Annotated in this window: 22 protein-coding genes; 9 read left to right on the forward strand and 13 right to left on the reverse strand. The window is 70.6% G+C overall.

The features are described from left to right. The first annotated feature begins 37 nt into the window (after window positions 1-37). From KZQ38_RS33690 to KZQ38_RS33710, 5 genes are all read left to right on the forward strand, one after another. Window positions 38-511 (forward strand): MarR family winged helix-turn-helix transcriptional regulator, encoded by a 474-nt coding sequence (locus KZQ38_RS33690; protein WP_219448076.1) that lies wholly within the window; start codon window positions 38-40, stop codon window positions 509-511. A 31-nt stretch (window positions 512-542) separates the two neighbouring features. Then, a complete protein-coding gene (locus KZQ38_RS33695) occupies window positions 543-971 on the forward strand; it encodes a MarR family winged helix-turn-helix transcriptional regulator (RefSeq protein WP_308258724.1) in 429 nt (142 codons plus the stop codon). Further along, the gene (locus KZQ38_RS33700) at window positions 968-2,356 is read left to right on the forward strand and encodes an MFS transporter (protein WP_308258725.1); all 1,389 of its coding nucleotides are present in this window, start codon (window positions 968-970) and stop codon (window positions 2,354-2,356) included. Before KZQ38_RS33695 ends, KZQ38_RS33700 begins: the two co-directional genes overlap by 4 nt. Before the next feature lie 25 nt (window positions 2,357-2,381). Continuing rightward, a complete protein-coding gene (locus KZQ38_RS33705) occupies window positions 2,382-2,678 on the forward strand; it encodes a DUF1330 domain-containing protein (RefSeq protein WP_219448077.1) in 297 nt (98 codons plus the stop codon). 174 nt (window positions 2,679-2,852) lie between these two features. Further along, the gene (locus KZQ38_RS33710; protein ID WP_219448078.1) at window positions 2,853-3,413 is read left to right on the forward strand and encodes a fascin domain-containing protein; all 561 of its coding nucleotides are present in this window, start codon (window positions 2,853-2,855) and stop codon (window positions 3,411-3,413) included. Between the two features lie 72 nt (window positions 3,414-3,485). Here the strand turns inward: KZQ38_RS33710 and KZQ38_RS33715 are convergent, their stop codons facing one another. From KZQ38_RS33715 to KZQ38_RS33725, 3 genes are all read right to left on the reverse strand, one after another. Further along, window positions 3,486-4,046: an EF-hand domain-containing protein gene (locus KZQ38_RS33715; protein WP_219448079.1), complete on the reverse strand. Its 561-nt coding sequence runs from the start codon at window positions 4,044-4,046 to the stop codon at window positions 3,486-3,488. 150 nt (window positions 4,047-4,196) lie between these two features. Next, window positions 4,197-7,046, reverse strand: a complete 2,850-nt coding sequence (locus KZQ38_RS33720; RefSeq protein ID WP_219448080.1) for a CHAT domain-containing protein — start codon at window positions 7,044-7,046, stop codon at window positions 4,197-4,199. Continuing rightward, the gene (locus tag KZQ38_RS33725; protein WP_219448081.1) at window positions 7,043-7,699 is read right to left on the reverse strand and encodes a hypothetical protein; all 657 of its coding nucleotides are present in this window, start codon (window positions 7,697-7,699) and stop codon (window positions 7,043-7,045) included. Before KZQ38_RS33725 ends, KZQ38_RS33720 begins: the two co-directional genes overlap by 4 nt. Before the next feature lie 256 nt (window positions 7,700-7,955). Between KZQ38_RS33725 and KZQ38_RS33730 the strand changes: the two genes are divergently transcribed. Further along, window positions 7,956-8,375: a peptidase inhibitor family I36 protein gene (locus KZQ38_RS33730; protein WP_219448082.1), complete on the forward strand. Its 420-nt coding sequence runs from the start codon at window positions 7,956-7,958 to the stop codon at window positions 8,373-8,375. Window position 8,376: 1 nt separating this feature from the next. After that, entirely contained in the window at window positions 8,377-9,303 is a 927-nt protein-coding gene (locus tag KZQ38_RS33735; RefSeq protein ID WP_219448083.1) for a hypothetical protein, read from the forward strand. A gap of 85 nt (window positions 9,304-9,388) precedes the next feature. On the opposite strand, the gene KZQ38_RS33740 is transcribed toward KZQ38_RS33735, so the two are convergent. The 3 genes from KZQ38_RS33740 to KZQ38_RS33750 form a co-directional block, all read right to left on the reverse strand. Continuing rightward, the gene (locus KZQ38_RS33740) at window positions 9,389-10,813 is read right to left on the reverse strand and encodes a hypothetical protein (protein ID WP_219448084.1); all 1,425 of its coding nucleotides are present in this window, start codon (window positions 10,811-10,813) and stop codon (window positions 9,389-9,391) included. A 347-nt stretch (window positions 10,814-11,160) separates the two neighbouring features. Next, the gene (locus tag KZQ38_RS33745; protein WP_219448085.1) at window positions 11,161-12,354 is read right to left on the reverse strand and encodes an FAD-dependent monooxygenase; all 1,194 of its coding nucleotides are present in this window, start codon (window positions 12,352-12,354) and stop codon (window positions 11,161-11,163) included. Beyond that, window positions 12,351-13,748 carry an MFS transporter gene (locus KZQ38_RS33750; protein ID WP_219448086.1) on the reverse strand — a complete coding sequence of 466 codons (1,398 nt, stop codon included), beginning with the start codon at window positions 13,746-13,748 and terminating at the stop codon, window positions 12,351-12,353. Before KZQ38_RS33750 ends, KZQ38_RS33745 begins: the two co-directional genes overlap by 4 nt. Before the next feature lie 111 nt (window positions 13,749-13,859). Between KZQ38_RS33750 and KZQ38_RS33755 the strand changes: the two genes are divergently transcribed. Then, the gene (locus KZQ38_RS33755) at window positions 13,860-14,480 is read left to right on the forward strand and encodes a TetR/AcrR family transcriptional regulator (RefSeq protein ID WP_219448087.1); all 621 of its coding nucleotides are present in this window, start codon (window positions 13,860-13,862) and stop codon (window positions 14,478-14,480) included. 20 nt (window positions 14,481-14,500) lie between these two features. Next, entirely contained in the window at window positions 14,501-16,858 is a 2,358-nt protein-coding gene (locus KZQ38_RS33760) for a hypothetical protein (RefSeq protein ID WP_219448088.1), read from the forward strand. Window positions 16,859-16,952: 94 nt separating this feature from the next. On the opposite strand, the gene KZQ38_RS33765 is transcribed toward KZQ38_RS33760, so the two are convergent. The 7 genes from KZQ38_RS33765 to KZQ38_RS33795 form a co-directional block, all read right to left on the reverse strand. Continuing rightward, window positions 16,953-18,314 (reverse strand): caspase family protein, encoded by a 1,362-nt coding sequence (locus KZQ38_RS33765; RefSeq protein WP_219448089.1) that lies wholly within the window; start codon window positions 18,312-18,314, stop codon window positions 16,953-16,955. Then, window positions 18,315-18,668, reverse strand: coding sequence for an effector-associated constant component EACC1 (locus KZQ38_RS33770; RefSeq protein WP_257902885.1), 354 nt, complete (start codon window positions 18,666-18,668; stop codon window positions 18,315-18,317). A 965-nt stretch (window positions 18,669-19,633) separates the two neighbouring features. Beyond that, window positions 19,634-20,233, reverse strand: coding sequence for a CHAP domain-containing protein (locus tag KZQ38_RS33775; protein ID WP_219448091.1), 600 nt, complete (start codon window positions 20,231-20,233; stop codon window positions 19,634-19,636). 103 nt (window positions 20,234-20,336) lie between these two features. Continuing rightward, entirely contained in the window at window positions 20,337-23,333 is a 2,997-nt protein-coding gene (locus KZQ38_RS33780; RefSeq protein WP_219448092.1) for an AfsR/SARP family transcriptional regulator, read from the reverse strand. A gap of 205 nt (window positions 23,334-23,538) precedes the next feature. Next, window positions 23,539-24,525, reverse strand: coding sequence for an alpha/beta hydrolase (locus tag KZQ38_RS33785; RefSeq protein ID WP_308258726.1), 987 nt, complete (start codon window positions 24,523-24,525; stop codon window positions 23,539-23,541). 108 nt (window positions 24,526-24,633) lie between these two features. Further along, a complete protein-coding gene (locus KZQ38_RS33790; RefSeq protein ID WP_219448093.1) occupies window positions 24,634-24,996 on the reverse strand; it encodes a hypothetical protein in 363 nt (120 codons plus the stop codon). A gap of 70 nt (window positions 24,997-25,066) precedes the next feature. Then, window positions 25,067-26,164, reverse strand: coding sequence for a serine hydrolase domain-containing protein (locus KZQ38_RS33795; protein WP_219448094.1), 1,098 nt, complete (start codon window positions 26,162-26,164; stop codon window positions 25,067-25,069). Window positions 26,165-26,257: the final 93 nt, after the last annotated feature.

Here is a 26,257-nt window from a genome sequence, read left to right on the forward strand (position 1 = left end):
TCGAGTTGACACATCAACTGGCGAGTACGATGGCCGCATGGTGCAGCAGCGACTGACCGAACGCGAACTCCGCGCCTGGCGGACGTCCTTCCAGATGCTGGAGCTGCTGCGAACGCGCATCGAGCAGCAGCTCCAGGCCGACAGCGGTCTGTCCAATGCCGACTACACCGTGCTCGCGCTGCTGTCCGAGGCGCCCGACGGCCGGATGCGCCCCTACGAGCTGGGGCAGGTGGCCGGCTGGGAGAAGAGCCGCATGCACCACCAGCTCACCCGGATGGGCAAGCGAGGTCTGATCACCCGGGAGCAGTGCGGCCCCCGGGGTGTGGACGCCGTGATCACGGCGAAAGGACTCGCCACGCTCAAGAAGGCCGTACCCGGTCACGCCCAGGAGATCCGGAGGCTGTTCATCGACCCCCTCACGGCGGAGGAGTTGGACGAGTTCGCCCGCATCGCCGGCACGATCCTCGACAACCTCCAGGCGGACCAGCCGGCCGACATCGGAGATGCATAAAGAGTTCATATAAACCTGCTATGCTTCAGGCGTGAGCCGAGCCGCTGATGCCATCGGGTCAGCCCTCTACGGTCTGGCCACCAGGGCCGTGAGACGCCTTCCCCGCGACATGAGCCTGACGTCCGCCGCCACCTTGGCCACCCTGGACAAGACCGGCCCGCGGCGGATTACCGACCTGGCGGCGGCCGAGGGCGTCACCCAGCCCGCGATGACCGTCCTGGTCCGGGTGATGGAGAAGTCCGGGCTGGTGGAGCGGAAGGGTGATCCGTCCGACAAGCGGGTCACGCTGGTGTGCCTGACCGAGGCCGGTGCGTCGTACGTCCGGAAGCGGCGTCAGGCGGGCGTTGACGCGTACGCGCGGTTGATCGACCAACTCACCGCCGACGAGGTCGAGACCTTGGCGGCAGCCCTGCCCGCGTTGCTGCGGCTGGCGGACCTTGAAAGCGAGTCGGACCGGTGAGCACTGTCCGGTTACGTGCCGAGGCACGCCTGCTGGTCCCCGCCCTGGTGTTCGTCGCCCTGGTCGTGGCGGCGGTCGCCAGCCTCGGGACACCGCTCATCACCAGCGTGGCGACCACGTTCCACGTCTCCCTCGACAGCGCGCAGTGGATGCTGACCATCGCCCTGCTCAGCGGTGCCGTCGCCACACCCGTCCTCGGCCGGCTCGGAGCCGGTCCGCACCGGCGGGCCACGATCCTCGCCACGTTGGCGATCGTCGTCGTCGGCAGCGCGCTCACCGTGCTGCCGCTGCCGTTCGCCTGGCTGCTCGTGGGCAGAGCGGCCCAAGGCGTCGGGCTCGGTCTCACGGCGCTGATGATGGGCGTGGCCCGCGACCATCTTCCCGAGCAGCGCGGCGCGGCCACGATCGCCCTGATCTCGGTGGTCTCCATCATCGGAGCCGGCGTCGGCTACCCGCTGGCCGCGCTGCTCGCCGAGTTCGGCGGACCGCGGGCCGCCTACGGCTTCGGCCTCCTCGTCACCACCATCGCTTTCGTGACCGCGTGGCGCTCCGTGCCCGCAGCTCCCGAAGGCCGAGCAGCTCACGTGAACGTGGCCGGTGCGCTCGTCCTGGCAGGGGGACTGTCCCTCGTCCTGTTCCTGGCCGGCGAGAGGAGCCTGTGGAGCCGACACCTCGCCGTGGCGGTGTCCCTTGCCGTCGCCGCCGTGCTCCTGCTCTGCGTCTGGGCCGTTCTCGAACTGCGGACCAGGACGCCCCTGGTCGACGTCCGGGCGGTACGGCGCCCGGCGGTCGCCGGGGCGAACATCGCCATGTTCGTCGGCGGGAGCGGCATGTACCTCCTGCTCACGCTCATCACCCGCTACGCGCAGACGCCGCACGGCGCCGGCTACGGCTTCGGACTGACCACCTTCGTGGCGGGGCTGGTCCTCATCCCGTTCTCGGTGCTGGGGTTCGTCGCCGGCAAGCTCACGTCGCGAGTCCGTGAACGGCTCGACGGCCCCCTGCTCCTGGCCGGCAGCGCCGCCATCGTCGGCGGCGGGTTCGTCCTGTTCGCCGCGGCCCGGTCCAACCTGGCCGAACTGCTCGCGGCCATGGGTGTGCTGGGCTTCGGCGTCGGCAGCTTCTCGGCCGCCATGCCCGGCGTCATCCTGGCCGTCACCCCCAAGAGCGAGACGTCGAGCGCCATGAGCTTCAACTACGTCGTCCGCAGCGTCGGGTACTCCCTGGGCAGTGCCATCGGGGGCCTGGTCCTCGCAGCGGGCCCCGGCCATCTCTTCCCCGACGACAGCGCTTACACCACCGCGGCGCTGGTCGGCATCGGCACCATGGCGATCACGACGCTGACAAGCCTTGCCCTCCGACGCTCACCCAAGGTCAACCCGTAAGTCAGATGCACTCACTGGAGGTTCCATGTCCAAGGGCTACTGGGTCAGCGTCTACCCCACCATCACCGACCCCGAAGGGCTTGAGGTCTACAACGAACTGGCCGGTCTGGCCATCAAGGCCGCGGGCGGGCGGGTGTTCGCCGGCATCGGCAGCCGGGTCGTCGCACACGAAGCCGGAATCGCCGAGCGCGTCGTCCTGATCGAGTTCGACAGCTTCGAGAAGGCGGTTGCCGCGTACGAGGGCGCGGCCTACCGGAAGGCGCTGGCCGAACTCCCCGACGGCTTCGAGCGCGACTTCCGCATCGTCGAAGGACTCGACTGACGACCGGGGCCGCGGTGGCGCACCCGCTGCGCCTGTCCGGTCCATCCCCTTGTCGGTGGTTGACCCGGCGGGGTAGTGGTTTTCACAGATCCTTGGTCCCCGGTGCCGGACGCGCCTAGCGTGTCGCCTCCGGCCGGGCAAGCCGGTCGGAAACCTTCTGGTACAGGGGGATTCATGCGATTGGCCCTGAAGTTGTCGGCCACCCTGATCGCGGCCGTGACGGCGTTCGGACTGGCGCAGCCCGCCGCGGCGGCCACTTCCGCCGTGCCCGCCGGCTGGCAGCTCGTCAAGGGAAGTGACGTGCGGGTGGCCGCGCAATACCTCTACTCGGCCGCCAGTGGTCGGTACGTGTCGGCGGAACTCGACTACCCCGGTGGTAACAACGGGTTGTTACGCGCCAGATCGACGGTCGCCGACGCCTGGGAGCAGTTCACGTTCGCCTACGACGCGGCCGCCGGCAAGTGGTCGATCAAGTCCATCGCCAACGATCGTTACGTGTCGGCGGAGCTGGACTACTCGGGCGGCTACCGAGGAGTCCTCCGCGCCCGTGCTACCGCGGTGGACCTGTGGGAGCAGTTCGACCTGTTCTACAGCGCGGACGAGGAGCGGTACGCCTTGCGTGCCGCCAACGGTTCGTTCGTGTCGGCGGAGTTGCAGTACACGGGCGGCTACACCAACGTGTTGCGGGCACGTGCCGGAGCGATCGACGCCTGGGAGAAGTTCATCATCGGCTGATCACCAAGGCGGGACGCCCGGTTCACGTCGCAGTGGACCGGGCGTCCCGCCTCGGGCAGCGGGATGCCGGGCTCAGCCCACGGCCCGGCCCGCCCACCAGTTCCCGGGCGAGTCGGGGTCCGCGCTCGTCCAGTAGTCCACGCACGCCCGGACGAACTCCTCCGCCGTCAGCAACCCGTCGCCGTCGAGGTCGAGGTGGCTGAACGCCACCGCCGACTCCTCCTCGGTCAGGTTCGGGAAGTGCCCGTGCTGGAACTTCCGGAACTCGGCCGGGCTGACGTTGCCGTCCGCGTCGGTGTCGGCGATGGCCAGGAACGCCTCCGCGAGCGCTCCCACGGTCGCGCGGGCGGCCTCCGGGTCGTCGGCGAGGCTGCCGGTGGAGGCGACGAACTGCTCGCGGCTGATGGCCTGGCCGCCGTCGGGGACGTGGGGCAGGTGCAGGTCGCGCCAGATGCCCAGGTAGGCGTCGATGATGCGGTGCTCCTCGGCCGAACCGGAGGCGTGGCCCAGTGCTTCGGCGGCGCGGCGGCCCATCAGGACGTGGTCCTGCTCGGTCAACAGGCCGTCGCCGTCCACGTCCAGGTGATCGAAGCCGTGGTTGATCTTGGCTTTGAGCAGGTCGGTGAGAGGCACTGCATCCTCCGGACTGGTGCGGTGGGTACCTGGACCTGCTTACAACATCGGGGGGTTGAGCACGGTCGAGTAGGTCCGATCGGGTCGGGTCACCACACTGCCGGGTGATGGCTGAGGGTGAACGGCTCGGTCATGCGGCGGTCCGGCTGATCACGCGCCCATGTGGATGTAGGGCGCCCACGACGACGGCGGTTCCGACTGGCGGCGCTTCCGCATCATGTGGTGCACCGCGTGGGCCGCGGTGTTGTCGGACCGCAGCTCGGTGTAGAAGTCGGAGGTCGCCCGGAGGGCGGGCCCGTCGCCGAGCGACCAGAGGCTCGCCACGACGTCGCCGAAGCCCGCGAGCTGGAAGCCGCTCGCGATGCTCAGCGCCTCGTCGGGCAGGTCCAAGCCCTGCCGTGCCGTGGTGCACGCGGACAGGTACGCCAGCGTGCCCCGGGGAACGTGGAGTCCGGCCAGGTCGGCGAGACCGAGCGGCCCGTCGTGCAGGAACAGCTGCCCTTGGTGGCGCTCCGCCGGGTTGCTCCCACCGTGGCAGGCGAAGTGCACCATGTCGTGTGACGCCAGCGCCGCCATCACCCGCTCGCGGGTCGCGGCGGCGTTGCGCAGGATGCGGCTACGGGGGAACAACCCGGCGAGGAGCGCCAGCTCCTGGTCGACCCCCGGCAGGTCGGGCAGACCCGGTGTGCGGGACAGCCCCACGACCAGCGGGGCGGGGTCCGGGTGCGTCCGCCACGGCCGGGTCCGGCGCAGCGCGCGGATCGACGTGGTGTAGGAGAAGACGGCGCGGTCGAGCGCCTGCGGTCCGCCGCGGACTCCCGCGGCGTGCAGCGGGAGGTGCGACAGGAGGCCGGTCGGGCACCACCGGACCACGGGCGGACGCCGGCCCTCCGGCGGCGGGCCGGTGAGACCGAGCGCGGTGAGGACCGGTCCGGTGATCACCTCCCACAGCCACTCCAGACCGTCCAGGAGATCTTCGTCGTCCGCTTCGACCAACTGCCTCGTCCGGGACCGGAGCGTGTCCAAGTCCACCGGCGGCAACGGCACGTGCCGCACGCCTTCGGTGGTGACGATCAACGCGTCGAGACGTCCTCGCGCGGCCAGCGGCACCACCACCGGGCCGGATCGGCACGCCTCCAGGATCTCGGGGAGGCGCGGGGGCTTGAGGAAGTCCTCGAAACCGGGCAGTTCGCGGATGTCCTCGACGAGGCGCTGCCGCTCGCGGTCGAGTCGGTGGCGGCTGTCCGAATCGGTGGCACCGGCCAACTCCGCGGTCACCCGGGCCAGGTCGGCGGCCGGTCCCGGCGCTCGCCCGGCGAGTGCCGGGATGCCGTCGCGCACCGCGGTGCTCTCGGCGAACAGCACACCCCGGCCGCGTTCCAGCAGTTCCAGGGCCAGTTCCGGTCGGCCCGCCGCGATCGCGTACGAAGCGGCGCGCACCGGGGCCGTGCGGAACTCGCGCAACGCCGACTGGCGGTCTTCGGTGGACAGGTGCCGGCCGGCCAGGTCGGACAGCGATCCGATGGCCGTAACCATCAGGTCGGCCGCGCCGTGGTCGTCCAGGTCACCGAGGATTTCCGCGGCGGAGACGGCCATGCGGACCCGTTGCCGCACTGTGCCGCCGGGGCACGCCATGGCGGCTCGCAGCGCGGCCACGGCGGTGTGCGCGTACTTCCGGTCGCGGGTGTCCGCGTAACGGTTGTTCCACAGCGCGGCGAGCGTGAAGCGCATGTTGGCCCGCTCGACCTCGTCGGTGGCCTCCTGCGCGCCACGGTCGAGGTGGGCCACGGCTTCGTCGAAGGAAGACGGGTCGCCGAGCAGTTCGTGCCGGGCGACGAGGGCCGTCGCCAGCGTCCGCGCCACCTGGCCCGGCATGCGTTTCCCGGGCGGCACCTCGGCGGCGGCCTGCCGTGCGGTGGCCACCGCTGCGTCGACGTCACGCGGTGAACCGGTCCGCCGGGCGAGGCGGATCAGGTCGTCGGTGAGGGTGGCCAGGACGCGGGGGCGGACGGGGTGGTCGGCCGGGATGCCGTCGAGACAGGACCGGCACAGCTCGGCGATCCTGCCGGGTTCCGGGTTCTCCTGAGTCCGGTGGCCGAGGGCGACGGCGAGGTGGCCGGTCGTGGCGGCGTGGGCGGGATGCGTGGTCGGCAGGTTGTCGAGGAGGCCGCGCAGCAGGGTGACGGCTTCGTCGAGGGCTCCGGTGTCCGAGGTTGCGCCGTGGCGGGAGATCAGCAGTCCCGCGAGGATGTTGGTGACGTCGACCAGTTCTTCCGCGCCTGGCGACGCCGCTACCGCGGCTCGTGCGTGTCCGACGGCTTCGTGGAGGGACGAGGCGTCCCCGGTGGCGTTGTGGGCGAGGACGAGCGTCTCGACCAGTCGGCGCAGGCTGCGCACCCGTGTCGCCGGGGTCGCCCGGTCGACCGACCACCGCGCCAGGTCCAGGGCCTCGGTGAGTGCTTCGGGGTCGTGGTGGGCTTCGTGCAGCGAGCACAGCAGGTGGATCAGGTTGTCCTGGAACCGCCACCGCACGTCGCTGCCGGGTGGGGACATGCCCAGGCCCATGACGAGGACCGCCGCCCCGGCGAGCAGCGCGGTGCGGTCGTCCGGGCCGATGCCGGCGATGACGACGTCGCCCACCATGTCGTTCCACGCCTCGACCGCGTGCCCACCGGAGGCGGTGCGGGGGAGTTGGCCCAGCACCGGCTCCGGTACCAGCGAGCCGTCCGCCGCGAGCGGGGTGAAGACGAGCATCGCGAGCATCAGGCTGCGTTCGTCCTTGGCGGCCAGGTAGCGGTTCCAGAACAGCCAACCCAGGACGGCGAACGCCTCCATGCAGTAGGCCGGGCCGTCGGGATCGCCGGACAGCACACCGCGGACCTCGATCTTGAGCAACGCGGCGGCTTCGTTTTCGGCGTCCGGGTCGAGGAGGGCGTCGGGGCTGCCGGCCCGGAGCCGGGCGAGGAGGCGTTGCCGGACGGGGCCGCGTTCCGCGCTCATGCCTGCCGCCGGTACCGCTGCCACGTCTGCGTTTCGTCGTCCCAGATCAGGACGTGCCCGTCCACCTCGGGCGCCATGAGGGCCAACTGCCGCACGGCCGCCTCCGGCAGCGGGTCGGGGCCGATGATGTGGAGGTCGTGGTCCGGGTCGAGGATCGAGAGGCGGTTCGGGTCGCCGGGCTTGCGTTTCGCGAAGATCGCACGGAGCGCGGTGTACGCGTCCTCGGCCGACTTCTCGATCATCGCGGTGACGAACGGCAGGACCACACCGGTGCCCGCGCCGCCGAGCACGACCCACATCCACTCGGGGATCGTGCGGGCTGGGGCGTCTTGTGGGCGTTTCCAGGTGAGGAGTCGGTGCACGGTGCTGCCCGCGTCTTCGGATTCTTCCGACGAGTAGCCGGCACCGGTCGGCGTGCCCAGGGTCCAGGTGCCGTCCGCGGCGCTGTAGGTGATCGCCACGTCGAACGTCTCGTCGGGAAACCGCCGCGGTTCGGCTCGGGCCCACAGCCAGCCCAGTGCGCCCGTTCCGTCGCCGAGGTCGTCCGCGTAGGCGGTGCGGCGCACGACGGTCAGCCCCATCGACTCCAGGGTGGCCGTGACCTGGTCGAGCCGGGCGTCCAGCGCTGTGGTCAGGTCGTCGTCTTGTGGCACAACGGCATTCGTAGCACGTCCGAGGGCGACCGGGGGGCGCTTGGGGAACGTGAGCCGACGGCAGGTCTCGCGCCATCCCGGTGGGCGACGTGGCACCGGCGGTCAACGCCCTGGCGCACGATGTCAACGACGACGCCGCCGTTTCCCGGGACGCTGGGCCCCGGAGCCCGATCCGCCGCCGCCGGACGGCTCCGCGGCAGAGAGGCGATGCGATGTCGTGTCGCCGATCGGTAGCGCTTCAGGAGAGGACGAGATGATGAAGAAGGGCTGGGTCGTCGTGGCGACGCTGGTCGCCGCGTTCGGCACCGCACCGGTGGCCGTGCAGGCGGCGCCGGGCACCGCCGGCACGGCAGCCGAGGCCGCTGCGCCGAGCTGCGCCGCGGGCGATCTCTGCTTCTGGCCGCACGCGAACTACCGCGGGCAGCGGGGCAGGGTCGCAGGGGACAACCCGGACTGGCGGAAGCTGCCCAGCGCGGACTGCCCCGGCGGGAACTGGGACGACTGCGCGAGTTCGCTCGCCAACCGCGGACGAGAGTGCACCGTCTACTTGTACAAGAACTACAACTACCGCGGCGAGGAGCACAGCCTGAGCCGTAACGACCAGGTCCCGGACATCGGGCGCTGGGTCCCCGGGTTCAACGACTCCATCAGCTCCAACCGCTGGTGCAGGCGCTGACATGCCCGGACGTCCAGCCGGGCCGGTTCTCGCGCTGATCGTCCTGGTCTGGTCGGCCGGCTGTGGCTCGCCGCGGCCGGCCGACCAGCCACCGCCTTTCACCGGCACGCTCGGGCCCACGGCGTTGGACCTGGTCACGCGCTCCGGGACCTGGCCCGCCACGCAGCGCCTGCTCGACAGGGCGGTCAACCGGCTGAACCAGATGTGCCTGGCCCGGCAGGGGTTTTCCTACCCCGACCTGGACGTTCCGGCACCGGTCGACCCGGCGGACGACGTGGCGGTGGTCGACCTGCCCGGCCGGGCCACGCGGGGGTACGGGATCACCGACGCCGGCCCGGACGTCACCCCGCCGAGCCGGTCCGCCGCGGACGTCTTCTACGACGGCCTGCCGCCGGCGGAGCGGCACCGGTTCGACCTGGCGTTGTTCGGCTCGCCGCACACCAGGCGCGAGGTGGACACGGCCGGCGGGCGGTACTCCGTCCAGGACACCGGGTGCGAGGCCGACAGCAGGCGGCGACTCGCGGGCGACGTGGCCCTGTGGGCTCGGATCACCTACACGCCCGAGGCCATCGGCAACCGGCTCGCGGTCGAGGTGGAGCAGGCACCCGCCTACCGGGACGCGCTCACCGCCTGGCGTTCGTGCATGCGCGACCAGGGACACCCGTACCCCACACCGGAACAGGCGCAACAGGACCTCCGAGCGGACACCGGCACGCCCGCGGACCGGCGGCGGAGCGTGGAGATCGCGGTGGCGTCGGCCGACGGGAACTGCGCGATCCGGACCCGCCTGCCTTCGACGGCGCTCAACGCGCGAAGGGAACTCGCCGCACACCTGCCCCACGCCGACCGGGCAACCGTGGCCGAACTGGCGTTCCACCGCGATGCCGCGGTCGAGCGGGCACGGGCCTTCGTCCCGTCCGCACCATAACTCGGGCGTCGACCGCGACCTGACGGTCGTACTCGACGCGCTCCACCTGACGTTCCGGAACCGCCGGGGTTCCGTGTCGCGTGGGTCAGCAGTGGGGGACGCCGTTGCAGGCGCTCGGTTGGTTCTCGATGAACAGGACGTCTTTCAAGGTGACCGTGACGTTGTTCTGCACCGCCAGGCCGCCACCGGCACCAGTGTGCCCGGTGCTGCCGTCGGGGACGTCGGGGGCGTGCGATCGTCCGCCCGGCCCGCCCTTCCCCGTGACGTTGCGCTGGAAGGTGGTCATGTCGAAGGCCCCCGCGTTGCGGGTCTCGAAGAACACACCACCGCCGCTGCCGCCGTCGCCGCCCCCGGCGCCTTGGCCCTGGCGGGCGCCGAAGCCGCCCGTTCCGCCGGCCCGGCCGTTGCCGGTCGTGTTGCCGATGAAGTCGGTATGGGTGGCGGTGAACGACCGGGTCACGGTCCTCGCCAGGTGGATCGCGCCGCCGCTGCCGCCATGTCCGCCGTACGCGCCGTCGCCTGCCCTGCCCTCAGGGACACCGCCGTCGCCGCCTCGGCCGCCGTCGCCGCCGTTGCCGGTGCGGTTGTTCTCCGCCGTGAAGCTGAACAGGACCACCGCCCGCCCGAGGTCGCGATCGATGAACAGGGCGCCGCCGAAGCCACCGTTGCCGCCGCTGCCGGAGCGGAACTTGTTGAGCCGGCCGCCGCCGTTGCCGCCCACTTCGCCGTTGCCGCCGTCGCCCGCCCGCCCGCCGGGGCCGCCGTCACCGGTGACGTTCCCCGAAGCCGAGCTGCCGTGGACGTTGACCTGGTCGCTGGTGTAGACGGCACCACCGTTGCCGCCGTCGCCACCGCGGATCGGACCACCGCCGTTGCCGCCCGGACCGTTCGTGTTGTCGCCACCGCGGCCGGAATCGCCACCCGGGCCACCGGACCCGGTGCGGTTGTCGTCGACCGATGACAACAACAGCTCGAACACACCGGCGTAGTTCGCGATCGCGCCACCAGCGCCGCCGTGGCCACCCAAACCGCCGCGGATGCCGTCCCGTTCCTCGGGCACGGCGCTGTTGTCCTTGCCCCGCCCACCTGCCGCACCCCACCCGCCGTTGCCGGTGACGTTGCCCTTCAGCACCGACTTCGAGACCCGCAACGCCGTGCCCTCGCTGTAGACCGCACCACCGGAACCACCCCTGCCGCCGTCGACGCTCCCCGCGCCACCGGCCGCGCCGTCACCGGTGCGGTTGCCGGACAACGTGCTGCGGCTGATCAGGAGTTCACCCCGGCTGTGGACGGCACCACCGCCGGCGCCGGAACCACCCGGCGCGACGCCGTCCGGGGTGTGGCCGCCGGTGAGGGTCAGGCCCTCCAGGGTCAGCTTGGCCCCGCCCGCCACCTGGAAGAAACGGAACCGCGGCGCGGCCGGGTGCCGGGTGATGGTCGTGTCGTCGCCCACCAGCTCGACGTTGCCGGTGACGACCGGAAAACCGTTGTCCCCGATCGGCCGGTCCACCCGGTACGTGCACCGACCGGCCAGGATCAACCGAACAGGCGCACCGGACGCGTTCGCGTCCTCAATGGCTTTGATCAGTCTTGGCGTCTCACATGGGACATAGGTGTCCGCCGCCGCCGAAGGCACGGCGACCACCCCGATGCCCAACGTCAGAACTCCGACCACGAAAATCCCTCGGCGCATGTGCCCCCCTCACTTCTTGTCACCGCACCCCAGTCTCGACCGGTCGAAAACCGCTCTCCAGCCACGAAACGGCCGAACCCGTTGCACCGCAGAAGAATTCGAGCCAACCTGGAACCGCCGGTGATTCCACCTGCGACACCTGGGAATATTCCGACCGCGGACGGCTAAGCCCTTTCGGGCGTGAAGTCCGGCAGGGTGAGGGCGGAGTGGGCCGGGCGGCCTTCCTCGGCGGGCAGGGCGTCGAGGTTGCGCAGCATGGTGTTGCGCTGTTCCAGGGCTTGCGCGGTGACGGGGAGGAGCGCCGCGTCGCCCTCGCCGATCAGGTCCTGGTTCAGGGTCACGAAGCCACGGGTGTCGCGCTCGTAGGCGGCGAAGGCCGTGGTGTGGTCCTGGTCGGCCAGGGAGCCCGCGAGCATGTAGGCGCCGACCAGTGCGAGGCTGGAGCCTTGTCCGGTGAGGAAGGAAGGCGCGTGCGCGGCATCTCCCACCAGCGCCACCCGGCCGCTGGACCAGTGGGGCATCCGGATCTGGCTGACCGCGTCGAAGAACAGGTCGTCCGCCGCACGCATCTCGGCGAGCATCCCCGGGACCTCCCAGCCCGCGTCGGCGAAGACCGCCGAGACCAGGTCCCGTTGGGCTTCCGGGTTCCGGAACGCGTCGAACGGCGGTTCCGGGTGGGCGAAGGCCAGGAAGGCGTGCAGGTCCTCCCCGGCGGCGTAGAGCGCTGCCGCCCGGCCCGGGGTGTTCCACATGACGGCCTCGTCGCGGAGGTTGAAGTCGTTGGGGATGGTGAACCCGGCGAAGCAGTAGCCGAGGTACCGGTGGAACTGCTCCTCGGGGCCGAACAGGAACTCGCGCGTCCGCGAGTGCAGGCCGTCCGCGCCGAACACCAGGTCGAACGTCCGCTTGCCGCCACTGCGGAAGGTCACGTCCACGCCGTGGTCGGACTGGTCGAGGGCGTCGACGGAGTCGTTGAACAAGAACTCCACGTCGTCACGGGTCACCGCGTAGAGGGCGTCGGTCAGGTCCCCGCGCCGCACCTCCAGGTCCTCGGCGCCGCCACCGGTGACGGCGCGCGGGTTGAGCGAAGCGACCTGGTCGCCCTCCCCGTCGAGGAAGGTCAACCGGCGCAGCGTGATGTGCGCCTCCCGCAGTCGCGGCAGGATGCCCATCCTGCGCACGACTTCGAGCGCCGTGCCGCGCACGTCGATGGCGTAACCACCGCCGCGGAGCGCCGCCGCCTTCTCGACCACCGTGACCGTGAACCCGTAGCGGTTGAGCCAGTACGCGAGCGCGGGACCCGCGATGCTGGCACCGGAGATCAGGACCCTGCGGCCGGAGTGGCTGCTCTGCGTCATTCCTTGACTCCTTTGCTCATGGTGCGAACGACGAACAGGGACAACGTCGCGATGACACCGGCGATCAGGAAGCCGGTGGCGAACGCCGACTCGGCCGGGACCTCCGACCCCGCGGGGGTTCCGGCGGTGAGGACCACGCCACCGATCTGCACACCCACGCCGTAACCGATCACACGGGTCACCAGGACCAGGCTGGTGGCGATGCCGGTGTCGCTTTGCTCGACGGACGTGGCGGTGGTGGTCAGCATCGCCGTGACGCACAAACCGTTGGTGAGCGCGATGAACATCTTGCCGATGACGAGGTGCCAGACCTCGGAGTGCACTGCCGCCAAGGAGAACAGGGTGGCGGCCATGGCCACGACCCCGGCGGCGACCACGGCACGCGAGCCGAAGCGCCGCACCGCGATCCCGCTGATCGGACCGGCCACCGACGCGGCGATCGCGCCGGGCAGCAGGAAGAAGCCGATCGCGGTGGCGCCGGCGTTGAAGCCGTAACCGTCGCCCGACACCGCGAACAGTTGGGGGACGAGGTAAACCGTCACCGCGGTGCCGACGCAGATCACGAACGTCAGCACGGAGGACTGCCACATCGCGGGCCGTGCCAACATGCGCAGGTCGACCATCGGTGAGGCCGCACGTCGTTCCACGGCCACCCATCCGGCAGCCAGGGCAACGGTGACGACGACGAGGCCACCGACGACGAGCGGCTGCGAGCCGATGTCGGGTGCCAGGGTGAGCGTGAGCATGAGCGCGACGACCGTCCCGCTCAGGAGGACCAGGCCGGGCCAGTCGATCCCGGCGGCGTCCGGCGGGCTCGGTCGATCACGCGGCATCAACCAGCCCACGAGCGCGGTGGTCGCGATGATCGCCATCGTCGGCAACGCGAACATCCAGTGCCGGGACAGCCCTTCCGCCACGGGACCGGCCGCCAGCGTCCCCGCCATCCCGCCACCCACGAACAGGCCGCTGACCACCCCGATGCCCACCTTCGAATCCCCCGCGGGGAGGTGTTCGCGCACCATGATGAACATCAGGGGCAGCGCGCCCACCATCGCGCCCTGCAACACCTGGCCGACCAGCAGCACGGGCAGGTTCGGCGCCAGTGAGGACACCAGGCCACCGGTCGAGACCACCGCCATCAGCCGGATCAGAACTCGTTTTCCGCCGTGGCGGTCGCCTAACTTGCCCGCGACCGGCGTGACGAGCGCGCCGGTGATGAGCAGCATGATGCTGAGCAACGCCCCTTCGGCGGGACTCATGCCCAGTTCTCGTTGCAGGAGCGGGAGTGTCGGTGTCACCACCGATTCCAACGCGCCGATGGAGAGTGCCAACGCCCCGAGGGCACCGACAGCGGCCTTCCCGATGCGGACCGGGGGAGCCAGGGTTGCGGTCATGGACGTCTCCGTCATTGCCGGGGGTTCGTCGCGTAGCGCTTCGCGCAAGCCGTCCGAGGACGGTGATCACTACACTACACCGTGCAGTGTAGTGCTGGTTAAGATGTGCCCATGTCGTCCACGAAGGCACTGCGCGAGGGGTCCACGGGCAAGCGGACCGCGATCCTCTCGGCGGCCCGGGAACTGTTCCTCGCCAACGGCTTCGACCGGACCAGCGTCGACGCGGTCGCCGCGCGCGCCGAGGTGTCCAAGCGGACGGTCTACGACTACTTCGGCGACAAGCACACGTTGCTGCGCGCCGTCATCGACACCGTCGGCCAGTCGCTGATCGCCACGATCAGGCGCACCATCGACGACAACCTGACCGATCCCAGCGACCTCGAAGACGCTCTGGTCGCGTTCTCGATGCGCATCGCGACCGACATGTTCGACTCGGCGGAGTACACGGCGCTGCGACGCCTGGTCCGGTCGGAACCCGACAACCTGCCACGCGGCTACAACACGATCGCCGACGTGCCCGAGGAAGCACTCGCCGAGCGCTTCACCGCCTTCGCCGCGGCCGGACTGCTCGACATCCAGGACGCGCGGCTCGCGGCCGACCACTTCGTCGCGCTGACCTTCGGCGTGGCGCTCACCAGGCTGGGTTCGGCGAACGCCACCGAGGACACCCGCGTCCGCCCGTTCATCGTCGAGGGAGTACGAACTTTCCTCCGTGCCTACGGAACCAGGTAGGCCCGGCGACCGGGGGGCTCATGAACTGGCACGACGCCATGGTGCTGAAGGAACTGGACTCGGCACTCCTGAAGACCATGAAAGAGGACGAGTTCAGGGAGGAGATCGAACGGCTCAAGCTCAGGCCCGGGGACGTCACCAAGAACCTGTCGCGCAGTCGGCCGCTGTTAGCCGCTGCCCGTGAGCTGTCGAAGTCCGCGGCAGCGGTCGACGCGGATGTCGAGCGTCACCGCCGGGAAAAACCGGTGTGGTGGCCGCGTTCCTGGCGTCCCGCGGCGGCCGAGGTGCGTTTCCTCGTGCTGGGAGCGTCGACGTTGCTCGGCTGGCTCGCCTTGCTGGTCGTGTTCGGCGGATTCGTGCCGGGCTTCGTCTTCACGGTGACCGGCACGGTGGCGCTGGCGATCAGCACGGGGTTCGCCGCGATGGGGTTGCCCGTCGAGTTCCTCAACGCGGTGCGGTGGACCGCCGACTTCGCGACCCTCGCCCTCGCCGGGTCGACCGAACGCCGCGACCTGCGGCAGCGGATGCGGAACGAGGTCGTGCGCCCCGCTCTGCGGAAGTGGCTCAGCTCCCAGATGACGCCGCTGTTCACCGTTGTGCTGGAGTTGCGCAACGCGGACCAGTTGTCGTTGCCCGCCGGGGAGGGGCCGCTGGTGGAAACCGCCGCGGTCGCGGCCTGCGTGCGCGAGGTGAACAGGTCCAGGCCCGGTGCGGTGGGACTGGCCGGACCTCGCGGCGTCGGGAAGAGCACGATCATCAACCGGGCGTTGGACAACCAGTTCACCGACGAGAGCCGCCAACCGATGCTCGGCGTGCTGACCAGCGCGCCGGTTCGTTACGACGCACGGGATTTCGTCCTGCACCTGCACGCGTGCGTCTGCCGGGCGGTGCTGGATCACCTGACGCCGGACCAGTCGGGCAGCGAAACCCGTCGCCAGTGGTTGCGCGTGCTGGGACGGCACCAGCTGCGCGAGCGGGTCGCGGACGTCGCCAAGGACGTGCTCCGATGCGCGGTCTGGGCACTGGCGGCACTCGGCTTCGCGGGGCTGGCCTGGGGATGGCGCGACGACGTGCCCGCGCTCGTGCGCGCGGGCGCCGCGTTCGCCTCCGCGCTCAAGTCGGACGTCGGCGGCTTCGTGTCGACGGTCGACCTCCGCGGCGTGGCCGCGGTGCTCGCCTTGTACGCCTCCTTCCGCGCGGCTTGGGCGTTGTGGTGCTTGACGGGGTGGCCGGTCGTCGCGGGATTGGCCGCGGCGGCGTGGCGGCGTGCCTTCGGGACGTCCCGCCCGAAGCGGCGCGAACCGGCGATCGCGGCGCTCCACGCGGTCGCGGAACAGCACCTGCGGCAGATCCGGTTCCTCCAGACCCACACCTCGGGGTGGTCCGGGAAGGTCAGCGCCCCCATCGGGTCGGAGCTGGGGTGGACGAGGTCGTTGGCGAAGACCGAGCAGCCGTGGACCCACCCCGAGGTGGTCGACCGCCTCCGCGACTTCCTGGCACTGGTCGTCGAGGTGCTCGTGGACGGTTACGGTCGGCTCAGCGGGGTCGCGATCGCGATCGACGAACTGGACAAGATCGGCGACCCCGAGGAGGCCAGGCGTTTCCTCAACGAGATCAAGGGCGTGTTCGGCATTCCCCACTGCCTGTTCCTGGTCTCGATGTCCGACGACGCGCTCACCGCCTTCGAACGACGGGGCATCCCGGTGCGCGACGCGTTCGACAGCGCGTTCACCACGATGATCGACGTCCGGCCGTTCACGCTGGACGAGTCCCGCGACTGGCTCGCCCGGCGCGCGCTCGGCATCCCGGAACCGTTCGTCTGGTTGTGCCACTGCCTTTCCGGCGGTCTGCCGCGCGACCTGGGGCGCACCGCGATCGTGCTGCACGACCTCTACGAACAGCAGAACCGCAAGCTGCGCCTGGCCGACGCCGCGCGGTCCCTGGTGCGGCGTGACCTGGACCTCAAGATCCGCGCCTTCACCCACACCGCCCGCCGGATCACGCCCGGTGGGGCGGAGGCGATCGACCAGTCGCAGTCGCTGATCGAAGCGCTCCAGCGGACCACCGTCGCCGACGTGGGCCGGCTGTTGCCACGTGCCCTGGAGATCCGGAAGTGGAGCGTGGACGGGGAGCCCACCGCGGTCACGGAGTTGAGCGCCGAGGCGGCCTGCTACATCTTGTTCTGCCAAACGGTCACCGACGTGTTCGACACCAGTTCCGAACCGCAGCGGCTCAAGCGGCTCGCCGCCCGGATCGACCCGCACGAACCCGGCGCGCTGGCGGTCGAACTGGCCACCGCCCGTCAGCAGATGAGCATCGACCCGACCCTGGCGTGGAACCACCTGGCCGACTTCCGGAAGGCCCTCGCCGACGATTGATGGCCGACAGCCTGCGAGGTGAGGAGATACTCACCGCAGTACGGCGGCTTTGGACGGTGTGCAGTGGCCGGAGCCCGGCGGCGACGTGCCGGTATCAGGGAACCGCTGTGCGGGCTACGTGCTTCCTCCGTTGGCGGATCGACAAGGCGAACACGGCCGACACCCCGAGCAGGATGAGCGTGCCGGAAACGTCGGTGGACAGAGCACTTATCGAGGTCCCGGTGGACTTCGGCATGGTGAACACGGTGGCGGACATGGCCAACGAGATCATCAGCAGCACCACCGACACGGCGACGGGCAGCCGACGCAGGGGGCGCATGAGCACCACCTCGACGGCCTCTCGGACGGTGAGGTTCCGCCTGCCCGCGCGCAAGCTCGCCACCGGCCAGCGGAGCACGACTGAACAGAGACTGCCGAACAGGAGCATGGCGATCGCGGTGTTCATGTCGTCCCCGGCGGTCTTGCCCGGCGGCGGGGTGCCGAGGAAGTAGCCGACCACGCCGCCGACGAAACCGCTCACCCCGGAGAGCACACCCAGCCACAGCGGGATCAACAGCAACCCACTGGCCACCCGGACGGCATTCACCGGCTCGCTCCGCCGGGCGCTGTCGCTCTCTTCAGCGCGTCCCCGGATGACGGTTTCCTCGGGCGGCAAGCCGTGCGTGGTGGGTGGGGGATCCGCGGCGGGCGGCTGCCGAGGCGTGGTGTCGGATTCCGGTTGCGGTTCCCTGCGCAGCAGGAGATCCGCGCTGGTGTCGGTGCTCTTGAACTTCGGCTCGGGCAGGCCGCGGTTCGCCATGGCGGCGAGCAGCGAGCGGTAGAGCGTCCGGATCGTCAGCGGCGCTCCCGGAATCGACGTTCCCCGCTTCAGGAGCGCGATCAGTTCCCCGGTGAAAGCCGTGTTCCGCTCACCGGGCGGTGCGTGGGACACCTGGTTCCGGGATGTGGAGGTGATGACCGACGTGCCCGCGATCGCGATGTCCCGGGAGTTGATCCCGCTGCCGGACATGGCGCCGAGGGCTGTCCCGGAGTAGCAGCAGTCCAGGATGAGGAGCTTGACCCTGGCGGGGCTGTCCGCCAGCACTTCGCGCACGAACTCGAACGGGACGGCGGAACCGGCCAGCCCGTCCCGGTCGGTGTGCCGGACGGTCAGGTACAGCTCGTCCTTGGTGTCGTGCCGGACGCCATGGCCGGCGTAGTACACGATCAACAGGTCTTCGGCCTGGTTGACCGCGCCGCGCAGGCGCTCCATGAAGCTGCTCACGGAGTCCGGGGTGTCGACGACGATGCACTGCTCCCACCCCAGGATGCCGGTGTCGGCGGAGGTCAGGGCGGACACCAGGTCGAACAGGTTGTTGCGCACCGAGGGCAGCGGCGAGAACCGATCGGCCTGCCGGAAGTCACTGGTGCCGATCAACACGGCCCTGGAGCGCTGCGGGATGGGAAGCGTCGCCACCTATCCCTCCAGGAACGTTTGCAGCGCAGTGACCGTCGCCCGCGCGTCGTCACCGGAACCGCACGTCAGCTCCAACTCGCGACCCTTCTCGTCGCGGACGGTGAGGGTGACCTTCGCGGTCGTGCGGCGGTGCTTGAGGTAGTCGAACAGCGACCGCACGAGCACCGACGCGGTCCCGCTGGTCAACACGATCACGGCGGCGTCGACCAACTCGCCCATCTCACCCTCGGCTGGTGGCGCCGCGGCGAGGCTGACCCGGCCGCGCAACGCGTCCTCGTCGCGCAGCCACTTCACCAAAGCTCGTACTTCGTCATCCGAGCCCGCTGTCTGAAAACGGACCGTGGCGGTTGACATCCGATCCCCCTAGTCGGCGGAGCCTGACTACTCCGACCGGGTCAGTACCGTGTCATGAGCCATCTCATGCGCGGAAGATCCAAGGACGTCACGCTAGCGCAACCGCCGCCATCCAACAGCACCTTCCCGCGAATGCACTTCATCCCTGGATACGGCTTCTGAGTGCCGTGGCGAAAGGGCCGCTAATAACGGATTGGTTCGACGTCCGATAGACCTCGTCGTTGGGAGCGGTGGAACACGGACGACGACGCCCTAAGGTCGGGGCCTGCGGCAAAACCGGCCGCCACCGCGGTGCGCGGGAAGTCGAGTGCGCAGAACGCCGTCAGCTCGAACGAGTCGTGTCCGCGGTGGGTAGTGGTCCTCCCGATGCCGGTGGCCCCGAGGGCTGCATCTTGATGTACCAGCGCTCGTCACCGCGGTCGAGGAGCAGGCGTTCGGTGTAGGTCTCCGATTGGCCGGAGGGACTGGACATGGTGCCGGTCAGGTGGGCTGCTGCCTGGTGGGGGACAGGGCTCTGGATGTCCTGGGAGGTGATGTGCAGGTCGCGGCCTCCGTGTTCGGACAGGCGTCGGGCTATCGCCTTGTCCGGGGCGGGGGCCTGTTCGGAGGCCAACCGGCGCAGGGCCGGTTGGTCTTTCGCGTTCAGCGCCGCCACATAGGCGGCGACGGCGGACTCGGGGGTGGAGGCGCCACCGGGTTCCGACGTGGCGCAGGAAGCCAGTAGGACGAGCGCTGCGAGCGTCGTGGTGGACCGCCGCCACGACCTGCCTCGCACTACTGCACAGTTGTGCGACTTGGGCATCGTGTCCTCGGGTGCGATGTACGTCCCGGATGTCCCGGCACTCCGAGGGTATCGCGTGGTCGACGTCGTTGTCCGGCGCAGGTCGGAGACGGTGGCGGGCTGCCCACAGCCTGGATCGGCGTCACGACGGCGGTCGTGACGCCGATCGGCGGAGCAGCCCGGGTCAGTCGACCGGGGACGCGTAGCCGGACACGGTGCCGTCCGGGGTGAACGTCCGGTCGTCGACGTACTTGGACCCGGTGCCGCTGTTGCCGGAGATCACGGTGATCTTCCCGGTCTTCGTGTTCACCTTGGTCACGATGCCCACGTGGCTGGCGTAGGTGCCGCCCGAGTTCAGGTTGTACACCACCGCGTCACCCACCTTGACGCCCTTGATGCTCGACCCGGAGTTCCAGGTCTTGTTGGTCTTGCCGTACTTGTAGAGGCTCGCCGCGGCGGGCGTGATGCCGGACGTCTTGGCGCCGGCCTGCTTCCACACGTACTTCAGGAAGTCCGCGCACCAAGCCTCGGCGCGCCACCCCTTCTTGCAGCCCTTGGTGGAGCCGGAACCGGCCTGGCCGCTGTAGAAGTTGCAGTTCGCCGCGCCCTCCTCGTGGTTGCGGGTCTTGTCCTTCAGCTCCCGCTCCGCGATGGAGGCGATCTTGGCGCCCAGGGACGCCGCCGCCTGGACGGGCTCCGCCTCCTGCGCCGCCGCGTACGAGGTGCCCGTGGTGAACGCGAACAGTGCCGCGAAGAGCGCGAGCACCTTGATGATCCTTGACATCGCTGACGCATCCCCTCTGCGTTGTGCGGCCGTCATCGGCCGACGCGGCCAACTCTCGGGGCGCCGTCGTGGACATCCATTGGACTTTTCTGGAACCCGCCGGTCAAACCCGGGTTCTCGCCGCGCCGCCGGTGTCGCCGATGCGGAGGTAGATGGCGCGGGCATCGGCGAACGCCCGCCGCGCGGCGACCTCGTCCACCTGCTCGTAGGCACGACCGAGCGATTCCAGGGCCGCGGCGTGGTAGGAGTGCCACCCGCGGGTCCGCCACAACGCGACGGACTCCTCCAGGTGCACGACGGCGTCGTGCGGTCTGTTCTCCTGCAACGCCAACAGCCCCAGCAACTCCAGGCCCTCGGCGGTGTGGTGGGTCATCCGGTGCCGACGGCTCAGCGCGAGCGAGCGCTCGGCGTCGGCGGTGGCCCGGTCGCGGTCGACGCGCAGGTGCAGGCGTGCGGACGCGAGCAGGGACAACACCTCGGTGTAGGAGTCGCGGTGGCTGCGGGCGATGGCCAGCGACTGGTCGAGCATGTGCTTGCTGACGTCGAATCGCCCCAGCTCCCGGTACCCGATGCCGGCGAACTGGAGCGCGGTGGCTTCCCAGCGCGGGTTCCGCAGCGCACGCGCGTGGTCGAGCGCGCGTTCGGCGTGCCCCACCGCGATCGCGACCTGCCGTTCTTCGAAGTGCGCGACGGCCAGCGCCAGCTCGGCCCGCGCGGACCCGCCGAGGTGGTTCGCGTGCTCCGCCAGGGCGAGCGCGGTCTCCGCCGTGGCGACGGCCTCGGCGTACCGGCCTTCGGCGGTCGCCGCCCAGGAGTGCATCACGGCCGCGTCCGACGCCCCGGCGTCGTGGCCGAGTTCGGCGAACAGGTCCCACAGGGCACGGGATTCCGCGCGCAGCCAGTCCATCGCCTCACCCGGACCGTTGGCGATCCAGGTCGTGACGTCCAGCAACCCGCGCCGCATCACGGCTTCACCGAGCCGGTTGCCGTGCGCGACGCACGCGTCGAGCACTTCCCGGTTGAGCGCGAGCCAGTCCGAGTACATGCCACGCAGGTCGAAATACTTCTCCAGGCACCCCGCCAGGTCGAACGCGAGATCGCTCAACCCCGACCGGCACGCCTGGCGCACCGCGTCGAACAACGCCGACCGCTCCGCGTCGAACCAGGTGTCCGACCACTCGGGCGACAAATCGGGCACCAGGTCGTCCACCGGCGGCCGGAACGCGGGGCCGCTGATGCGCGCGTAACACGGTCCGGGCACGTACTCGGTCAGCCGCTCGGCGAGCGCCAACCAGCCGCCGAGCGCGCGTTCGACGGCCCGGTCGCGCTCGGCGGCGGTCTCCTCCTCGGCGGCGCGCTCGGCCGCGAACAGCCGGATGAGGTCGTGGCAGCGGTACCGGTACTGGCCCACGGGGTCGATCTCGGACAACGTCAGCAGGTGGGCGTCGACCAGCGCTTCGGCGTGCCCGATCGCCTCGTCCAACGGGAGTTCGAGCAGCACGGCGACGACCCACGGCGGGAAGTCCGGCACGGCGACCAGGCTGAGCAGGCGCAGCAACCGCCGGGCGGGCTCGGTGAGGCCCGCGTAGCTCAACGCGAAGGACGCGCGCACCTCCAGGTCGCCGACCGCGAGCCGGTCGAGCCTGCGGTGCTCGTCGCTGAGCTGCCGCACCATGTGGTCCAGCCGCCACGTGCGCCGTGCCGCGAGACGTGCGCCGGCGATCCACACCGCCAACGGCAGACCACCGCACAGCGCGACGATCCGCTCGGCCGCGGCGGGCTCGGCCGCGACGCGCCGCTCGCCGACGAGTTTCGTCAGCAGCGCCACGCCCTCGTCGGTGGTGAACACGTCCAGCTCGACCGACTCGACGCCTTCCACGCCGGCGGGCTTGGCCCGGCTGGTGATCAGGACGGCGGAGGTGGCCGTCCCGGGCAGCAGCGGGCGCAACTGCCCGGCCGTCTCGACGTTGTCCAGCACTACCAACACCGTCCGGCCACGCAGCAGGGTGCGGAAGACCTCGCCGCGCTCGGCCCGGTCGGTGGGAATGGCGCGGTCCGGGACGCCGAGCAGCCGCAGCAGCCGGGTCAACGCGTCGCCCGCACCGCCGAGGTCCACCCAGAGCTGCCCGTCGGGGAACCGGTCGGCGACCCGGTGCGCGACGTGCCGCGCGAGGGCGGTCTTCCCGACACCGCCCATGCCGACGACCGCGACGACCCGCCCGCCGGTGAGCGACCGCGCCACGAGTTCCGCGGGCTGCCCGGCCCGGTCGGTGAAGTCCCGCACGTCCGGCGGCAGCGCGGCGGGCGCGGACCACGTGATGGTCTCCGCGGGTTCCTCGCGGGCCGGTCCCGCCTCGACCCGCAGCAGTTCCGGGTCGGCGGCCAGCACGCGCCGGTGCATCTCGACCAGTGTGGCACCGGGGTCGACGCCCAGTTCGCCGGCCAGCGCCCGGCGGGTCCGCGTGAAGTGCGCGAGCGCGTCGGCCGTGCGGCCCAACCGGTGCAGGGCGAGCATCAGCCGGGCGACGACCTGCTCGTCCAGGGGCTCCTCGGCCACCAGTGCCGAGGCGGTGGCGAGTGCTTCGGCGTCCCGGCCGCAGCGCAGCAGCAGGTCGCACCGGCTCAGCCGGGCGGCGGCGTGCTCGCGTTGGAGGGTGTTGCGCTGCGTCGTGAACCAGGCGCTGTCGGCACCGCTGAACGGCTCACCGCGCCACAGCCCCAGCGCCTGCTCCAGTACGTCCGCCGCGTCGCCGGGGTGCCCGGTGGCCTTGGCCTGCGCGACCAGGCGGCGGAACCGGTGCACGTCCACGAGGTCGGGGTCCACCCGGGCGACGTAGCCACCCGGGTGCCGTTCGATGAGCGCGTGGTCCGCCAGCGCTCGGCGCAACCGCGACAGGTAGCTGTGCAACGTGTTCTGCGCGGCGGGCGGGGCGTTCTCGCCCCAGACCCGGTCCAGGACGCGGGTGAACGGCACGACGCGCTCCGCGTCGACCAGCAGCGCCGCGAGCACGTGCCGCTGCTTCTGGTGCCCCAGGTTCACCGCGTCGGGACCGGACCACGCCTCGACCTGCCCCAGCAGGGTGAACCTGATCGCGCCCACCGGATCCCCTTCCGCACCGCCACGCGGCAGTCAGGCTAGCCAGGCGGGGGACCCGCCGCCGGCGTTTACCGCGCGGCGTTCAAGGATCGCCCAAGTCCGTCTCATACCGCTTGGGCGATGCTGTCGTGCCGATCTCACGCCTCGCGGCGTGACGATGCGGTCAAGCCGTGGGTCGTCGGGCCTTCCGCGTGGCCCGACGACGTGGTCAAGCCTTGCGGAGGCGGGCGATGACGCCGTCGATGTCGGCGGCGAGCAGGTGGGGGCGGACGAAGTGGCCGCCCGGCTCCTCGTGCGCCTCGTGCGGGATGCCGGCACCTGCGAGCAGGGCGCGGAACTCCCGCTGGCCCGCGAGGACCTGGGACTCGTTCGCCCGGTCGAACCAGTCCACCGGGCTGGGACTCGTGCCGGCGACCAGGAAGATCCGCTTGTTCCGGTAGCTCTCCACGCGTTGCACGGGGTTGTCCGCGCTGACCCGCGCCTCGTCCCACAGCGGCGCGCCGTAGACCGTGCCGCCGCCCAGGTCCAGCGCGGCCGAGGACAGGTTCGCCCAGTGCACGACGGCGCCGCCGTCGCGGCGCAGGCTGGCCGGCCCGGAGTGCGCGCTCACCGACGCGAAGTGGCCGAAATACTTCGCCGCGTACTTCAACGCGCCGAAACCACCCATCGAGAACCCGGAGACCGCACGGCCGTCGTACTCGGCGTAGGTCCGGAAGTTCGCCTCGACCCACGGCAGCAACTGGTTGATGTGGAAGGTTTCCCAGTCGCGGGGACCGACGTTGGTGCTGACCGGGTTCGAGTACCAGCCCGCGTGACCGCCGTCCGGCATCACGACGACGAGCGGCTTGCCCGCGGTCAGTTCCCGGATGCGGAGCCGGTCGAAGGCGATGAAGTCCTGGTCGAGGCCGCCGCCGTGGAACAGGTACAGCACCGGGTACCGGCGTCCGCCGGTGTGGTAGCCGTCGGGCAGCAGGACGTTGACCGCCGGGTTCCAGCCGATCGCCGCGGTCGCGAACCGGTAGTACCGCATCCGGGGGTCGCGCTCGTCGCGCTCGACGATGCGCAGGCCGAAACCGTCTTCCGCGGCGCTCGCGACCGAAGACGTCGCGAGAAGACCCGCGCCGCCGAGCGTCGTGGCCGCGGTGAGCCCGCCGACGGCCTTCAGGACATTCCTCCTGGAGTGGTGCTCGCTCAACAAAACCTCCTGGTGCCGCACCGGTTGCTTACGGCACGTGATTGGACACCCGGGGTAAGGGGCTCGGGCAGAGGTACCAGTGGGAAACACCCGTTCAGCCCAGCAGGGCTACAACGAATACGGGTACAGGTGGACCGCCGAGAGGGGGACGGTCAGGGTGGCCGGTTCGCCGGGCTCGACCGGCGCGTCCCCCGCGAGTTCCAACGCCACCGGGGAACCGGCCACCTCCAGGTGGGGCGCGCCGTCGTCGGTGAACCACAGCACGCCGCCGATGACGACGTGGCCGCCGTCCAACCGGAAACCGCTGCCACCGCCGGGGTGGAGCCGGATGTCGCCGTCGACATCCAGCTCCACGTCGTAGGCCGCGCCCACCCGAGGTGGTTCGGGGGAGTGCCACACACCCGCGCCGTCGCCCTGCCCGCAGCGGAAGTGGACGGTGTCGTGGGCAGTCGCCCGGATCTCGATCCGCATCGCGGGTGTCCTTCCGGGTTATGGGTGCGTCAGGCGGTTCATGAGGACGGCGGTCAAGTGGCCCTCCGCATCACGCGCTTCCCTCGCACAGCGCGGAATCCAGCACGGGGGTCGAAGACGGTGACGTCAAAGGCATGTGCGCGTTCGTGACAACCGAGGCGAACCTGCCGTCCTCCGTGGTCAAGGTGAACGAGTTGTGCCCGGTGTTCAGGATGCCGTTGTGCCCCCACGCTTCTCCGCCACAGGAAAGGTCCACTTTGGCCAGACCGAGCCCGTAGAAGTGGTTCGGCGCGATGGTCCGCCTCATCTCGGCCAGCGCGGCCGGGGAGAAGACGCGGCCGTCGAGGATCGCCCGGTAGAACTTCACGAGGTCGGACGGCGTGGACGCCATCGCGCCCGCCGTGCTCCAGAACGACAGCTCGACCGCGGTGGTGGCGTCGACCCAGAAGAAGAACGGTCCCAGTCGCTCACCCACGTAGCCGGGCAGGTAAGGCTCGGCCAGCGCACGTGTCCGCGGTGCGGGGAACGAGGTTTCCGTCAACCCGAGCGGGGTGATGACCCGATCGGTGATGAGGTCGCGTGCGGTGCGGCCGGTGAGGCGCTCGATCAGGAGCCCGAGCACCAGGTAGCCGACGTTGGAGTAGTTCATGGCCGCGCCGGGCGCGGACTGGGCGGGTTCGTCCATCGCGGACCGCACGAGTTCGGCCAGGTCGTAGGTGCCGTCCGGGTTGGCGACGGGGTCGCGGACGTCGCGGACCATGCCGCTGGTGTGCTGGAGCAACTGGCGGACCGTGATGACGTCGCCGTCGTAGTTCCCGGCGATCACACCGGGCAGGTAGCGCTCGATCGGCGCGTCCAGCACCACCCGGCCCTCGTCCACGAGCTGGAGCACCACGGACGCGGTGAACGTCTTGGTCTGGCTGCCGATGCGGAAGTGGTCGTTCGCGGTGATCGGGCGTTGTTGGCCGACCTTGGCGGTGCCGCTGCTCAACGTCCACGCCCCGGTCGCGTCCCCGGCGTGCACGGCCGCACCTGGTCCGGCCACCGCCTGGTAGCGGTCCAGCGCGGCCTTGGTGGCGGCGTGGTCCTGCTGCGCCGCGGCGGGTGTGGTGCTGCCGACGACGAGGGCGAGCACCAGTACGCCGGTCAGTAATTTGCTGCGTGCCATGGAGTTTCTCCCGTGGTTGATCTGCTTTGCTCGCCGATGGACGACATGGCCGGCCGTGGAGTCCCGCATGGTCATCGCGCCACCCGTGTCCAT

Origin of the sequence: Saccharothrix obliqua (assembly GCF_019375475.1) — a bacterium.
Classification (GTDB): domain Bacteria; phylum Actinomycetota; class Actinomycetes; order Mycobacteriales; family Pseudonocardiaceae; genus Actinosynnema; species Actinosynnema obliqua.